The following is a 13,847-nucleotide window of genomic DNA, read 5'->3' on the forward strand; positions in this document are numbered from 1 at the left end:
GCACGGGTCAACTCCGACCGGATCCTGCCGATGAGCCGTTGACGCGACCGCGCACGGTGAGGAGACCGGATGGTGGCGACCCAGCGCCCGCACCGCGTACGGCAGGCGGCCGCGGCCGGCCTGGCCGTGATCGTGCTCGCCCTGGCCGCGCTCAGTCTCGTCGGCGTGGTCCGCACCCGCCGCGCCGCGGACGACGTCACCCGCTCGGCCGCCCTCGCCGCGGCCTACGAGCGCGCCCACGACGCCGTCGCCGCGGAGGAGCTCAGCGAGCAGCACTACCGCCTCGAGCCCGGCGAGGACGTGCGCGCCGCCCACGCCGCGGCCGCCGCCACCCTGCGGGCCGCCCTCGCCGAGGTGCGGCGGGTCGGCACCCGCGAGGACCGGGCCATAGTGCCGCGGATCGACGCGCTGCACGAGCGGTACCTCGACGCGATGCGCCGCCTCTTCGCCGCCGTCGACGACGGCCGCCCCGACGAGGTCGAGGTGATCGAGGAGACCGAGACGGAGCCGACCTTCCAGGCGCTCACGGCCATGGTCCGCGACGTCACCGACGCCCGCGCCGCGACGGCCGCCGGCGCGGTGCGCGACCTGCGCCGGGTCGAGTCGATGGTGTTCACCACGACCGTCGCCGGCACCGCGACCGGCCTGGCCCTCGTCGCCGGGTTCGCCCTGCTCGCCGCCGGCTACCAGCGCCGGCTCGTGCGGCAGGCGGCGGCCAGCGAGTTCCAGGCGCAGCACGACGCGCTCACGGGCCTGCCCAGCCGGCTGCTGTTTACCCGCCGCACCGACGCCGCGCTGGAGGCGGCCCGGGCCGGCGGTCCGCCCGACCTGTCGGTGCTCATGCTCGACCTCGACCGGTTCAAGGAGGTCAACGACACCCTCGGGCACCACTACGGCGACGAGCTGCTGCGCCAGGTCGCCGAGCGCACCACCGCGGCGCTGCGGGCCGACGACACCGTGGCCCGGCTGGCCGGCGACGAGTTCGCCGTCCTGCTGCCCGGCTCGTCGCCGGAGGCCGCCGTCCGCCTGGCCGAGCGGCTGCAGCACGACCTGCACCGCAGCTTCACCCTCGGCGACGTGACGGTAGACGTCGAGGCGAGCATCGGCGTGGCCGGTGCGCCCGGGCACGGCGACAGCGCCGAGGCGCTGCTGCGCGCCGCCGACATCGCGATGTACGCGGCCAAGGAGGCCAAGAACGGCGTCGCCGTCTACCGGGCGAGCATGCACACCGACGACAGCAGCCGCCTGCTGCTGCTCGGCGACCTGCGCCGGGCGCTGGACGCGACCGACCAGCTCACCCTGCACTACCAGCCGAAGGTGCGCCTCAACGACGGCGGGCTGAGCGGCGTCGAGGCCCTCGTGCGCTGGCAGCACCCGGTCCGCGGCCCGATCTCGCCGGCCGAGTTCATCCCGGTCGCCGAGACCACCGGGCTCATCAACCGCCTCACGCTGTACGTGCTGCGCCTCGCCCTGCGCCAGGCCCGCGAGTGGCACGACGCCGGCATGGTGATCCCGGTCGCCGTCAACCTCTCGCCGCGCTGCCTGCTCGACGCCGAGCTGGTCCGGCGGGTGACCGGGATGCTGGCCGAGTTCGGGGTGCCGCCCGCGCTGCTGCGCCTGGAGGTCACCGAGTCGGCCGTCATGGCCAACCCGGCGCAGGCCACGGCCACCCTGTCGGAGCTGCACGACCTCGGCATCCACCTGTCGATCGACGACTACGGCACGGGCTACTCCTCGATGGCGTACCTCAAGCAGCTCCCGGTCGACGAGCTCAAGGTCGACCGCACGTTCGTGCAGCACATGGACACCGACCCCGACGACGCGATCCTGGTCCGCGGCGCGATCGAGCTCGGCCACAACCTCGGCATGACGGTGGTCGCCGAGGGCGTGGAGGGTACCGCGCACGCCGCCGCCCTGCAGGACCTCGGCTGCGACATCGCCCAGGGCTACCACTACGCCAAGCCGATGCCGGGCGCGGATCTGAGCCGGTGGCTGCGCGAGCACACTGTGCCGGTCGAAGCGTCGCCGGTGGGGTAGAGATGCAGCCATGGACTTCGGAATCGGATATTTCCCCACCCACAACGCCATGGCCCCTGGGGACCTGGCGCGGCTGGCCGAGGAGCGCGGGCAGTCCGCCGTGTTCTTCGCCGAGCACACCCACATCCCGGCCAGCCGCGACACGCCGTACCAGGACGGGCAGGAGCTGCCGCAGAAGTACTGGCACACCTACGACCTCTTCGTCGCGCTGACCGCGGCCGCGGCGGCCACCAGCCGGCTGCGCATCGGCAGCGGGATCTGCCTCGTCATCGAGCGCGACCCCATCATCACCGCGAAGGAGGTCGCCTCGCTCGACCACCTCTCCGGCGGCCGCTTCGAGTTCGGCGTCGGCGCCGGGTGGAACCGCGAGGAGATGCGCAACCACGGCACCGACCCGCGGGTGCGCATGGCCGTGCTGCGCGAGCGGGTCGAGGCGATGAAGGCGATCTGGGCCAAGGTTGAGGCGTCGTACCACGGCAAGTACGTCGACTTCGAACGGATCTGGTCCTTCCCGAAGCCGGCGCAGCGCCCTCACCCGCCGATCCTCGTCGGCGGCACGGGCCCGGGCGTGCTGGACCGCGTGCTGGCGTTCGGCGACGCCTGGTTCCCCAACTACGGCGAGGGCGTCGTCGAGCGCATCGGCGAGCTGCGGTCCCGGGCCGAGCGCCCGATCGACGTGCAGGTGCTCTCGGCGCCGGCCGATCCCGCGGTACTGCAGCGCCTCCACGAGGCCGGCGTCCAGCGCGCCAGCCGGTGGATCCCCTCCGGCAAGCGCTCGGTCGTCGAGCGGGGCCTCGAGCAGTGGGAGCGGGCCATCGCCGACTTCGCCGGCGAAGGCGCGTGACGCCGGACGAGTGCCGGCGGCGGTTCGGGGCGGCGCGCGTGGCCCGGCTGGCCACCGTCGCCCCGGACGGCTCTCCCCACGCCGTGCCCATCGTGTTCGCCCTCGAGGGCGACACGGTGTACCACGGCGTGGACGCCAAGCCGAAGCGGCACACCGCCCTGCAGCGGCTGGCCAACCTGGCCGCCGAGCCGCGCGCCGCCGTGCTCGCCGACCACTACGACGAGGACTGGTCCGCGCTGTGGTGGGTCCGCGCCGACGGCATCGCCCGCGAGGTCGACCCGGCGGGTGAGGAGGGCCGCCGGGCGCTGGGGCGGCTGGTGGCGCGCTACCCGCAGTACCGGATCCGGGGCTTGATGATCGCGATCGACGTCGCCCGGTGGACGGGCTGGTCGGCCTCGTAGAGTCGGGGTCATGACCGACTTCTCCGCCGAGCACCGGCGGCTCATCGACGCCGTCGCCGAGCGCCCGGGCGCGCGGATCGCCGAGGCGACGGTGGCCTACGACCACGGCGGGCAGCCCATGGAGGGCTACCGCGCGCACGACGCCGCGGTCGCCGGGCCGAAGCCCGCCGTGATCATCGTCCACGACTGGACGGGGCTGCGGGAGTACCCCAAGGCCCGCGCCCAGATGCTCGCGCGCCTCGGCTACTACGCCTTCGCCGCCGACCTCTACGGCACCGGCCGGCGCTTCGAGGACCACCAGAGCGCGGCGGCCGAGGCCGGGAAGTACTACGGTGACCTCGCGCTGATGCGCGCCCGGGTCCGCGCCGCGTACGACGTCGTGGCGAACGACCCGGAGGCCGACGCGAGCCGGATCGTCGTCATCGGGTACTGCTTCGGCGGCTCGGCGGCGCTGGAGTTCGCCCGCACCGGGGCGCCGCTGGCCGGCACGGTCGCGTTCCACGCCCGCCTGGTGGCCCACGAGCCGGCCGACGTCGCCGCGATCACCGGCTCCGTGCTGATCTGCACCGGCGGCGCCGACCCGGTGGTGCCCGACGCGGCGGTCGCGGCGTTCCAGGACGAGCTGCGCACCCGCCCCGACCTGGACTGGCAGGTCACCACGTACTCCGGCGCCGAGCACGGCTTCACCCTGCCCGGCGGCGCGTACCACCCGGCGGCCGACGCCCGCAGCTGGCGCGAGCTGACGGCGTTCCTCGGCGAGGTCTTCTAGCGCACCAGCAGGCCGTCGATGAACACGTCGACGAGCCGGCGGCCGTAGCCGGGGTCCTCGCCGGGCACCTCGTGGCACAGCAGGGCCACCGCGTGCAGCACGTCGCGGGCGCGGACGTCGGTGCGGACCTCGCCGGCCGCGGCCGCCAGCAGCGCCTCGACGACCGGGCTCATGCGCTCGTAGAAGTAGGCGCGCAGCCCCTCCGCCGAGTGCAGGGCGGAGGCGAGCCCGACCTTGGTCAGGACGAACTCCGTGTACCGCCGGATCCACTTGGCGAGCGCCACCGATGGGGGGTTGGTGGCACTCAGCGCCGGCCCCGCGTCGGCGCACGCGTCGATCTCGCGCTCCAGCACGGCGATGACCAGGTCCGAGCGCTGCGGGAAGTGCCGGTAGAGCGTGCCCACCCCGACCCCGGCCCGGTCGGTGATCTCCTTCGCCGGCGCGTCCACCCCGGACGTGGCGAACACCGCCTTCGCCGCCTCGAGCAGGGCGTTCAGGTTGCGCTGCGCGTCCGCGCGGGCCACGGGACTCCTCTCCTGGCAAAACGGAACGGCTTTCCGTATAGTTGCGGAATAGCGTTCCGTTTCGCTCCACGATACGGCAGGAGAGACCCGTCATGCAGTACCGCACCCTGGGCCGGACCGGGATCAAGGTCAGCCCCTACGCGCTGGGCACGCTGATGTTCGCCACCTCCGTCGGCAACGCCGACCCCGCCGACTCCGCCCGCGTGCTGCACAAGGCGCTGGACGCCGGCATCAACTTCATCGACACCGCCGACGCCTACGGCGACTCGGAGGAGGTCGTCGGCCGCGCCCTGAAGGGCCGCCGCGACGAGGTCGTGCTCGCCACCAAGTTCGGCCGCCCGATGGGCGAGGACCCCAACCGGCAGGGCGCCTCCCGGCGCTGGATCATGACCGCGGTCGAGGACTCGCTGCGCCGGCTGCAGACCGACCGGATTGACGTGTACCAGCTGCACCGGCCCGACCCGGCGACCGACCTCGAGGAGACGCTGTCGGCGCTGACCGACCTGGTCCGCAGCGGCAAGGTCCGGGCGATCGGCACCTCCGGGCTGCCGGCCTCCGACATCGTCGAGGCCCAGTGGGTCGCCGAGCGGCGCGGCCTGGAGCGGTTCCGGACCGAGCAGCCGGTGTACTCCATGCTCAACCGCGGCATCGAGCGCGAGGTGCTGCCGGTCGCGCAGCGCTACGGCCTGGGCGTCATGGTCTGGGGCCCGCTCGGCCAGGGGCTGCTCACCGGCCGGGTCCGCAAGGGCGGGGAGAACGACCTGAGCCGCGCCCGCTTCTTCAAGCACCTCAACGACGAGCGCCGCCTCGACGTCGTCGAGCGCCTCATCGGCGTCGCCGACGAGGCGGGCATCCCGATGACGCACCTCGCGATGGCGTTCACCGTGTCGCACCCCGGCGTGACCAGCGCGCTGCTCGGGGCCCGCAGCGAGGAGCAGCTGGACGACCTCCTGGCCGGGACCAAGGTGACGCTCGGCGCCGACATCCTCGACCGCATCGACGAGATCGTGCCGCCGGGCACCGACGTGGGCGCCCTCGACCAGGTCTTCCAGCCGCCGGCGCTGCTGGACCCGGCGCTGCGCCGCCGCTGACCGTTCGGGTTATTGCACCCTCGGTGCCGAAATCCTGCCCCCTGGCGCGAGGACACCATGGTCACCGTCTTCTCCACCACGAAGGGCGTCTCCGGGCTGGCGCTGGCCCTCGCCCACGCGCGCGGCTGGATCGACCACGACGTCCCGGTCGCGCGCTACTGGCCGGAGTTCGCCCAGGCCGGCAAGGAGGCGGTAACCGTGCGGCAGCTGCTGGCCCACCAGGCCGGGCTGGCCGCCGTCGACCGCCCGCTGAGCATCACCGACCTCGCCGACCTCGACATCGTCGCGTCGGCCCTCGCCGAGCAGCGCCCCGCCTGGACGCCCGGGACGCGGCACGGCTACCACGCGATCTCGCTCGGGTGGTACGAAGGCGAACTCCTGCGCCGCGTCGACCCGCAGCGCCGCTCGCTCGGCCGGTTCTTCGCCGAGGCGATCGCCGCGCCGCTCGGCCTCGAGTTCCACATCGGCCTGCCCGGCACCGTGGACCCGGAGCGGATCGCCACGATCCACGGCTTCAAGCCGGCCGAGCTGCTGCTGCACATGGGCACCATGCCGCGCGCGTTCGTGCTGGGCTTCCTCAACCCGCGCAGCGTCACGGCGCGCTCGTTCGCCAACCCGAAGGTGCTCAACCAGACCGGCAACTACAACCGCGCGGACGTGCGCCGCCTGGAGCTGCCGGCCGCGAACGGCACCGGCGAGGCCCGCGCGATCGCCCGGGCCTACGGCGAGGCGGCGACCGGCGGCGCCGGGCTCGGGCTGACCCCCGGGACGCTGCGGGCGCTGACCCGCCCCGCCGAGCCGCCATCCCAAGGGCTCCTGGATGTGGTACTGCGGGTGCCGACCGTCTTCTCGCTGGGGTACGTGAAGCCGTTCCCCAGCCTGCGCTTCGGCGCCGCCGGCGACCAGGCCTTCGGCACGCCGGGCGCCGGCGGCTCCTTCGGCTTCGCCGACCCGGAGACCGGCGTCGGCTTCGCCTACGCCATGAACCGCTCCGGCTTCCACCTGTGGGACGACCCGCGCGAGCTGGCGTTGCGCGAGGCGCTGTTCAGCGCCGTCCTGGGCGAGCGCTCGCAGCGGCCGGGCTGAGCTAGTCCTCCCAGACGTCGACGAGCGGCAGGCCGCGGGCCGTGCGGGCGGCGTCGACCAGCCGCTGGATCAGCTCGGTCTTGCTACGGGTGTACGTGTCGCCGTCGAGCCCGGCCAGCGACCGCTTGAGCCCGGCGTACTCCTCGCGGGCGGCCGGGTCGGCGAGGAGGTGGTCGCGCAGCAGCCGCTCGTTGCGCGTCGGCCAGGACTGCGCGCCCACCACGTGCAGGTGGTAGCCGTCGCGGCGGTAGAAGAGGCGCTCGCGCATGCCGGTCTCCAGCCGCTGGTACCCCAGCGCGAGCACCGGCGCCTCGTGGGCCGCGAAGTCGCCGAGGTCCTCGGTCGCGGCCATCAGGTCGATCACCGGCTTCGCGGCGAGCCCGGGCACCGCGGTGCTGCCGACGTGTTCGATGACGCCGATCCGGCCCGGCATCGCGGCGCGGACGTCGTCGATGGCGACGGCCGCGAGCGCGGGCCAGGCCGGATCGTAGTCGTGTACCTCGATCGTCACCCGGAGACCCTAACGGATCTACTCCTCGGGCAGGGCGGCGTCCGCGGCGCTGGCGTGCCGCGGGATGAACAGCGCCAGGAGCGCGGCCAGGACGGCGGCGCCGGCGCAGATGGCGAACAGGGTGCGGTACCCGGCCAGGGACGGCAGCGCGTGCCCGGCCAGCATGACGGTCTGCGACGCCAGGATCGCGCCGCCGATCGCGCTGGCCAGCGAGCTGCCGACGCTGCGGAACAGGGCGTTGAGGCCGTTCGCGGCGGCGAGCTCGGAGCGCGGCGCGGCGTGGATGATGAGGCCGGGCATGGCGGCGTAGGCGATGCCGGTGCCCGCGCCGGCGATCGTCGCGCCGAGGACCACCTGCCACAGGCTGCCGGTCAGCACGATCCGGGTGGCGAACCCGGCGGCGATGATGAGCGAGCCGATGACGAGCGCGGTGCGCGGGCGCAGCTTCGCCGACAGCGGCGAGAGCAGCAGCATCGCGATGCCGCCGGGCAGCATGCACAGGCCGCCGGCGAGGACCGACTTGCCGAAGCCGTAGCCGGTGGCGGCGGGCGCCTGCACGTAGGAGGCGGTGCCGATGAGCGTGGCGAACAGCGCGAATCCGACGCACAGCGAGGCGACGTTCGTCAGCAGCAGGGACGGCCGGGCGGTCGCGCGCACGTCGACGAGCGGCGAGCGCAGGCGCAGCTCGACGGCGACGAAGAGCACGAGGAGTACCACGGCGGCGATCAGCAGGCCGATCGTGAGCGGGTCGGTCCAGCCCCACGAGTCGCCCTGGGCCAGGGGCAGCAGCAGGGCGAGCATCGCGGCGCCGAGCAGGGCGGTGCCGACGAGGTCCATGCGGCCCTTGGCGACGCGGGCCGGCTCGCGGACCAGCAGGACGATGCCGGGCACGGCCAGGACGCCGCCGGCGACGCAGATCCAGAACAGCACGTGGTAGTCGGCGTACTCGGCGACGAGCCCGGCCAGCGGCAGGCCGAGGGCGCCGCCGACGCCGAGCATGGCGCTGATGAGGGCGATGCCGGCCGGCGCGTGCGCCTTGGGCAGCGTGACCCCGATGAGGCTGATGCTCAGCGGTACCGCGGCCACCGAGAGCCCCACGACCGCCCGCCCGATGATCATGGTGGTGAGGTTGGTCGCGAGGGCGCAGATCAGGGACCCGGCGATGAGCGCGGCCAGGGTCACCAGGACCATGCGCCGGGTGCCGAACAGGTCGCCGAGCCGCCCGAACGCGGGCACCGCGACGGCCCCGACGAGCAGGGTCGAGGTGAGCACCCAGGCGATCCCGTCCCCGCCGGCGTTGAGGTCGACGGCGATCTTGGACAGAACCGGGACGAGCAGCGACTGGGTCAGCGACACCATGAGCGCCGCGGTGCCGATGACCAGCACGACGACGATCTGGCCGGCGGTCCACGCCCCGCGTTCGGGCGCCGCGCTCTTGGTCGCCGCCGTCACCTCGGCGGTGTTTGTCATGATCAGGCTCCAGGGGTTCCGGGGTTTCGTGGCACAATGTGCCACGAGGCAGAGCCTGCCACGGAATTGTTGCCGGAAGGTGGCCCCAGGGATAGTTGAGACCCCGGTCACACGAACGAAAGGAGCGGGGCGATCGAGAGCCTCAGGGAGCGCAAGCGGGAGCAGAACCGCGCCGCCACCGTCGAGGCGGCGTGGCGGCTGTTCATCGAGCGCGGCTACGACCACGTGACGGTGCACGACATCTGCGCCGCGGCGGACATCGCCCCCCGGACCTTCCACCGGTACTTCGCCAGCAAGGACGACGTCGTCGCCGAGCCCGTGCGCCGGATGACCGCGATCGCCTTCGAGCGGATCGCCGCCGCCCCGCCGGACGCCCCGGACGCCGAGGTGATGCGCCGGGCGCTGCTGGCCGTCGGCCGGTTCGTCGTGGACAACCGCGAGCTGCTGACCGGGCTGCGCACGGTGGCGCTGCAGTCGAGCCACCTGCGCGCCACCTACCCCGGCGTGCGCCCCGACCAGGAGGCCGACCTGGCCGCCGAGCTGGCCACGCGCGGCGGGGGCGCCCCTCTGCAGTGGCGCCGCCGCCTGCTGGTGGCGTGCTCGGTCGCGGCCTTCCGGGTGTGGTACGAGGACTACTTCCGCGACGACCTGCCGGACCCCCTCGCGCACCTGGAGCAGATTCTCGACGCCGCCGTCAACCCGCCACGGTGACCCGCTCCCGCGGGAGGGAGCCCGGGGTTTGCGGCGCGCGCGTGCCATCCCATTGAGCATGGGCTATGGTTCGCCTATCACGATTGCGGCGAATCGTGCTTCCCGCCCGTACCGTTATGCAGGAAACGGAGCCATGGGCACACGGAAGCTCGCCACCGCCGCGCTCGTCGCGGCGCTCGCCATCGTCGCCGCCGGGGTCTGGCGGCCCGCCTTCGGGGACACCGCCAAGGCCACCTCCGCGCAGGCCGCGGCCGCGCCCGCCTGGACCGGCACCTGGGGCGTGTCGCCCCAGTCCAGCGGCACCACCTTCAACCAGCAGACGATCCGCCAGATCGTGCGCACCAGCATCGGCGGCACGGCCGCCCGGATCCGGCTGTCCAACGCCTTCGGCAACCAGGCGGTCACCGTCGCCAACGTGCACATCGCCCGGCGTACCAGCGGATCCTCCGTCGACGCGGGCTCGGACCGCGCGGTCACCTTCGGCGGTGCCGCGCAGACGACGATCCCGGTCGGCGGCAGCGTCACCAGCGACCAGGTCGCGTTCACCGTCGACGCGCTGTCGGACGTGGCCGTCAGCTTCTACCTGCCGTCCAGCACCGGCAACGCCACCGTGCACGACTTCGGCAACCAGACCAACTACGTCGCCGCCGGCAACGTCGCCGGCAACGCGACGCTGTCCAGCCCGCAGACCCGCGGCAACTACTTCTTCCTGACCAACCTCGACGTGCAGAACACGGCGTCGGAGGGGGCCGTGGTGGCGCTCGGCGCGTCCATCACCGACGGCGTCGGGTCCGGCGGCGACGCCAACCGGCGCTGGCCCAACGACCTCGCCGTGCGCCTCAGCCAGGCCGGGCGCACCATCGGCGTGCTCAACCAGGGCATCAGCGGCAACCGCCTGCTCGCCGACGGGGCCGGGCAGAGCGCGGCCAACCGCTTCGACCGCGACGTGCTGTCGCAGTCCGGCGTGAAGTGGGTCGTCTTCGCCGACGACCCGATCAACGACCTCGGCAACAGCGCCGGGTCGATCACCGGCGACCAGCTCATCGCGGCCACCCGCCAGCTCATCAGCCGCGCCCACGCGGCCGGGGTGAAGTTCCTGTGCGCCACCCTGACGCCCTTCCAGGGCGCCGGCTACTGGACTCAGGCCGGCGAGAACGGCCGGCAGGCGTTCAACGCGTTCGTGCGGGGCGCCGGCAGCGGCTGCGACGGCGTCGTCGACATGGACACCGCGACCCACGACCCGGCCCGGCCGACGTGGTTCCAGGCGTCGCTGGAGACCGGCGACCACCTGCACCCGAACGAGGCCGGCCTGCAGGCCATCGCCAACGCCGTCGATCTTTCCCTCTTCGGTACGTCCACGCCGCCCGCCACCCGCGTCGTCACCTTCCGCGCCCACGCCAACGGCAAGCTGGTCACCGCGGAGAACGCCGGCGCCGCGGCGCTGATCGCCAACCGCACCGCGGTCGGCCCGTGGGAGCAGTTCGACCTGGCCGACCTCGGCGGCGGCCGCGTCTCGCTGCGCGCACACGCCAACAACAAGTACGTCAGCGCCGCGAACGCGGGCGCCAACCCGCTCATCGCAAGCGCCACCGCGGTCGGCTCGTGGGAGACGTTCGACCTGATCCACAACCCCGACGGCAGCGTGTCCCTGCGCGCGACCGTCAACGGCAGGTACGTCTGCGCCGAGAACGCCGGCGCCGCGTCGCTCATCGCCAACCGCACCGCGATCGGCTCGTGGGAGTCATTCGACCTCCTCTGAGGTCGGCAGCCGGGCGATGCGCGGGTGGTCCAACCCCCACCCGCGCATCGCCCCGCCGGACGGCGGCCCGCTGAGGACGTCGCTGACCGCGCGGGTCGGCAGCTCGGTGGCCCGCGCGATGTCGGTCGCGCTCCAGCGGGTCCGCACGTCGGCGGCCGTGGTCCCCTCGAACCCGGCGACCTGCCCCAGGAACCGCGTCACCCGCGCGGACGCCACCGGATCCGGCAGCAGCCGGCCGGCGAGCGTCTCGACGGCCAGCGAAAGGGGCTCGTGCAGCGTCGAGGGCGGTTCCGACCAGGCCAGCCAGGGACCGTGGGGGACCAGGCGGCCGGCGATCCGCTCGGCCGCCGAGCCGTCGATGATGGCGGACGGGCTGACCAGGTCGGCCGGCAGGATCAGGTCGCGGTAGGAGGCCAGCAGCATCGGCGGCCACGAGACCGACAGCTCACCGGGGTCGATCCGGCCGTCGCGCAGCATGGCCAGCGCCGTCACGTCCGGATGGTCCGGCAGGAGCTCCCGCAGGCGCCCGACGATGCCGTCGTACGCGCCGCCGCCGGCCTCGCCCGCGACGCGCAGCGCGTGCGCGGTGAGGATGCCGACCATCGGGTCGATCGGGTCCGCACCGGCGAGCCAGTGCGAGGTCACGTCGGCGCCGAAGACCGGCCGGCCGCGGCGCAGCCCGGCCAGCGCCGCCTCCGCGGCCGTGTGCGAGGGCGCGCCGGCCCGCCACGGCACGTCCAGCGGCGTCATGTTCACCGACATCCGCTTGCGGTCGAGCCGGTCGCCGTGCAGGCAGAACACGACGGTCTGCCAGCCGCCCGCCACGTACACCGGCAGGTTCGTGGCGGCGTCCGCCCCCGCCGGGCGCGCGCGCAGCGAATAGCCGCCGGGCGGCAGGACCGAGCCCCACGCGGCGATGCCGGGCTCGGCCAGGCGCCACCCGATCCGCCACGCCGGCACCGGCCGGCCCCTCGAGTCGAGCAGCTCGACGTCGCGGTGGTGCGGGTGCTCGCCGAGCGGCGCATCCTGGCACATCGCCACCACGAGCGCGCCCGTGCCGGCCGGCGGCCGCGGGCCGGCGGCGATGGCCATGACGCCGGTGACGTCGACGGCGGCGACGAGGTCCGCGACGGCCGCGCTGGCCGCTTCGGCGGCGGCGCGGAACTCGGGGCGGGCGCCGTCCGCGGCCGACACCGGTGCCACGCACGGCAGCGCCAGCCGCACGCCGTCCTCGCGGTGCTCGCCGCCGGGCGGGACCAGCACCACGTCGGTCGAGGTGGCGTCGCCGGCGCGGCGCTCGATCTGGTACAGCCCGGGCTCGACCGTCACGTCGAGGCGCTGCGTGCCGGCGGCGACCGTGGCGAGCAGGCCGTCGCGGACCACGAACTCGAGCCCGGGCTGCGCCGCCGCGAGCCGGATCCGGCCGGAGACCTCAGAGCTTGACATCGACATCCGCCCCCGCCACCACGAACGGCGCGCCGACGGCCGCCCCGCCGTCGCGGCCGCGGACGTAGTACAGGCCGGGCGGCAGCCCCCGCCGCCACGGTCCCTGCCGCGTGTCCCACGAGCCGATCACCGCGAGCCTCCCGTCGCACACCTCGACGGCCTCCGGCGCGCCGGCCGGGAAGACGATCGTGACCTGGTAGACGTCGTCCGGCGGCGGGGCGCCCGGCCGGCCGAAGACGATGTCGTCGTCGCCGGCCATCTCCGCGCGCTGGTCGCGCCGGCGCTCCTCGGCGAGCTGGGCGAGCGTCTGGTTGACCAGCGCGCGCACCTCGTCCCAGCGGCGGTGGCGGCGCAGGGCCCGCAGCAGCGCGGTGGTGAACAGCCCGCGCCGGTCGGACGGGGAGAGGGACTCGCCGTCGATCACGCCCTCGTAGGCGCGGCCGCCGAACGCGGCGCCGTAGCCGATCGCGAGGCGCACGTCGCGCTCGACCGTCGAGCACTGCAGGAACGGAGGCCCGTAGGACGTCGCGCCCGGGAAGTCGTTGCGGCAGCAGTCGGCGAAGACGACGAGCTCTCGGAAGAGCCCGCAGCGGCGGTACCACTCCTTGTAGAGCCGCAGGTCCAGGTTGTAGCCGGGCTCCTCGCCGCTCGCGTTCGCGGCGAGCAGGGCCCCCTCGCCGTCGCCGGGCAGCAGCCCGTGGCCGGCGACGAAGAGGTACAGCCGCGTGCGGTCCCACAGCGTCGGCTCGACCGCCGCCCGCCGCCGCACGACGGCGTTGACGTCGCGCAGGGCGTCGTTGATGTCGCCGAGCGCGGGCCGGGCGGTGCCCGTGGTGAGGCGGTCCTCGGCGTCGGACGAGGCCGGGACGAGCCACACGTTCCGCTCCGGCAGGCCGCCGCCGTCCGGGTCGACGAGCCACTCGTGGAACCGGCCCGCGTCGTCGACCGGGCCGTGCAGGTCACCCAGGCCCGGGTACCGGTTGATGCCGACGACGACGGCGTAGTGCGCGTCGGACCTTGCCCTCGCTTCGGTGCTGCCGTTCATCGGCGTACCTCCCCACCCGCTGGGTCGCCGCTCAGCATCGCACCGGCGTCACGGACGGTCGGCGTTTCGCGACGCATTCGGCCGCCGCGGCCGGGAGGTGCGAATGATCGGCGCCCGCGGCGCACCGAACGGACGGCCCGATTCCGGGCCGCC

General features: G+C 74.3%; 13 protein-coding genes. 8 read left to right on the top strand and 5 right to left on the bottom strand.

The window, feature by feature from the left end:
• Positions 1–69 precede the first annotated feature (69 nt).
• The 4 genes from ACQEVU_RS24350 to ACQEVU_RS24365 are packed head-to-tail and all read left to right on the top strand — an operon-like array spanning position 70 to position 4,051.
• Positions 70–2,037: a putative bifunctional diguanylate cyclase/phosphodiesterase gene (locus ACQEVU_RS24350; RefSeq protein ID WP_433327269.1), complete on the top strand. Its 1,968-nt coding sequence runs from the start codon at positions 70–72 to the stop codon at positions 2,035–2,037.
• A 10-nt stretch (positions 2,038–2,047) separates the two neighbouring features.
• Positions 2,048–2,881, top strand: coding sequence for an LLM class F420-dependent oxidoreductase (locus ACQEVU_RS24355; RefSeq protein WP_433327271.1), 834 nt, complete (start codon positions 2,048–2,050; stop codon positions 2,879–2,881).
• Positions 2,878–3,282, top strand: a complete 405-nt coding sequence (locus tag ACQEVU_RS24360; RefSeq protein ID WP_433327273.1) for a TIGR03668 family PPOX class F420-dependent oxidoreductase — start codon at positions 2,878–2,880, stop codon at positions 3,280–3,282. The genes ACQEVU_RS24355 and ACQEVU_RS24360 overlap by 4 nt, the downstream gene beginning before the upstream one ends.
• Before the next feature lie 10 nt (positions 3,283–3,292).
• Positions 3,293–4,051 (top strand): dienelactone hydrolase family protein, encoded by a 759-nt coding sequence (locus tag ACQEVU_RS24365; RefSeq protein WP_433327275.1) that lies wholly within the window; start codon positions 3,293–3,295, stop codon positions 4,049–4,051.
• On the opposite strand, the gene ACQEVU_RS24370 is transcribed toward ACQEVU_RS24365, so the two are convergent.
• Positions 4,048–4,575: a TetR/AcrR family transcriptional regulator gene (locus tag ACQEVU_RS24370; protein WP_433327277.1), complete on the bottom strand. Its 528-nt coding sequence runs from the start codon at positions 4,573–4,575 to the stop codon at positions 4,048–4,050. The genes ACQEVU_RS24365 and ACQEVU_RS24370 overlap by 4 nt on opposite strands.
• 92 nt (positions 4,576–4,667) lie before the next feature.
• Between ACQEVU_RS24370 and ACQEVU_RS24375 the strand changes: the two genes are divergently transcribed.
• A complete protein-coding gene (locus ACQEVU_RS24375) occupies positions 4,668–5,666 on the top strand; it encodes an aldo/keto reductase (protein ID WP_433327279.1) in 999 nt (332 codons plus the stop codon).
• 12 nt (positions 5,667–5,678) lie between these two features.
• Entirely contained in the window at positions 5,679–6,752 is a 1,074-nt protein-coding gene (locus tag ACQEVU_RS24380) for a serine hydrolase domain-containing protein (RefSeq protein ID WP_433327281.1), read from the top strand.
• Position 6,753: 1 nt separating this feature from the next.
• On the opposite strand, the gene ACQEVU_RS24385 is transcribed toward ACQEVU_RS24380, so the two are convergent.
• Together ACQEVU_RS24385 and ACQEVU_RS24390 are read right to left on the bottom strand one after the other, a co-directional pair.
• Positions 6,754–7,263, bottom strand: a complete 510-nt coding sequence (locus tag ACQEVU_RS24385) for a GrpB family protein (RefSeq protein WP_433327283.1) — start codon at positions 7,261–7,263, stop codon at positions 6,754–6,756.
• Positions 7,264–7,281: 18 nt separating this feature from the next.
• On the bottom strand, positions 7,282–8,733 hold the full coding sequence (locus ACQEVU_RS24390; RefSeq protein WP_433327285.1) for an MFS transporter: 1,452 nt from the start codon (positions 8,731–8,733) through the stop codon (positions 7,282–7,284).
• 132 nt (positions 8,734–8,865) lie between these two features.
• On the opposite strand from ACQEVU_RS24390, the gene ACQEVU_RS24395 reads away from it, so the two are divergent.
• Complete coding sequence (locus tag ACQEVU_RS24395) at positions 8,866–9,444, top strand: TetR/AcrR family transcriptional regulator (protein WP_433335042.1); 579 nt, start codon at positions 8,866–8,868, stop codon at positions 9,442–9,444.
• A gap of 133 nt (positions 9,445–9,577) precedes the next feature.
• Positions 9,578–11,203 (top strand): GDSL-type esterase/lipase family protein, encoded by a 1,626-nt coding sequence (locus ACQEVU_RS24400; RefSeq protein ID WP_433327287.1) that lies wholly within the window; start codon positions 9,578–9,580, stop codon positions 11,201–11,203.
• Here ACQEVU_RS24400 and ACQEVU_RS24405 read toward each other — a convergent pair.
• Positions 11,186–12,649, bottom strand: coding sequence for a hypothetical protein (locus tag ACQEVU_RS24405; RefSeq protein WP_433327289.1), 1,464 nt, complete (start codon positions 12,647–12,649; stop codon positions 11,186–11,188). The genes ACQEVU_RS24400 and ACQEVU_RS24405 overlap by 18 nt on opposite strands.
• On the bottom strand, positions 12,636–13,694 hold the full coding sequence (locus tag ACQEVU_RS24410) for a caspase family protein (RefSeq protein ID WP_433327291.1): 1,059 nt from the start codon (positions 13,692–13,694) through the stop codon (positions 12,636–12,638). Before ACQEVU_RS24410 ends, ACQEVU_RS24405 begins: the two co-directional genes overlap by 14 nt.
• Positions 13,695–13,847 lie beyond the last annotated feature (153 nt).

This window comes from Dactylosporangium sp. CA-139066 (assembly GCF_050936175.1).
Taxonomy (GTDB): domain Bacteria; phylum Actinomycetota; class Actinomycetes; order Mycobacteriales; family Micromonosporaceae; genus Dactylosporangium.

Coding starts and splice junctions, on each gene's coding strand:
- ACQEVU_RS24350 (WP_433327269.1), top strand. CDS start 70: ATGGTGGCGACCCAGCGCCCGCACCGCGTACGGCAGGCGGCCGCGGCC.
- ACQEVU_RS24355 (WP_433327271.1), top strand. CDS start 2,048: ATGGACTTCGGAATCGGATATTTCCCCACCCACAACGCCATGGCCCCT.
- ACQEVU_RS24365 (WP_433327275.1), top strand. CDS start 3,293: ATGACCGACTTCTCCGCCGAGCACCGGCGGCTCATCGACGCCGTCGCC.
- ACQEVU_RS24375 (WP_433327279.1), top strand. CDS start 4,668: ATGCAGTACCGCACCCTGGGCCGGACCGGGATCAAGGTCAGCCCCTAC.
- ACQEVU_RS24390 (WP_433327285.1), bottom strand. CDS start 8,733: ATGACAAACACCGCCGAGGTGACGGCGGCGACCAAGAGCGCGGCGCCC.
- ACQEVU_RS24400 (WP_433327287.1), top strand. CDS start 9,578: ATGGGCACACGGAAGCTCGCCACCGCCGCGCTCGTCGCGGCGCTCGCC.
- ACQEVU_RS24405 (WP_433327289.1), bottom strand. CDS start 12,649: ATGTCAAGCTCTGAGGTCTCCGGCCGGATCCGGCTCGCGGCGGCGCAG.
- ACQEVU_RS24410 (WP_433327291.1), bottom strand. CDS start 13,694: ATGAACGGCAGCACCGAAGCGAGGGCAAGGTCCGACGCGCACTACGCC.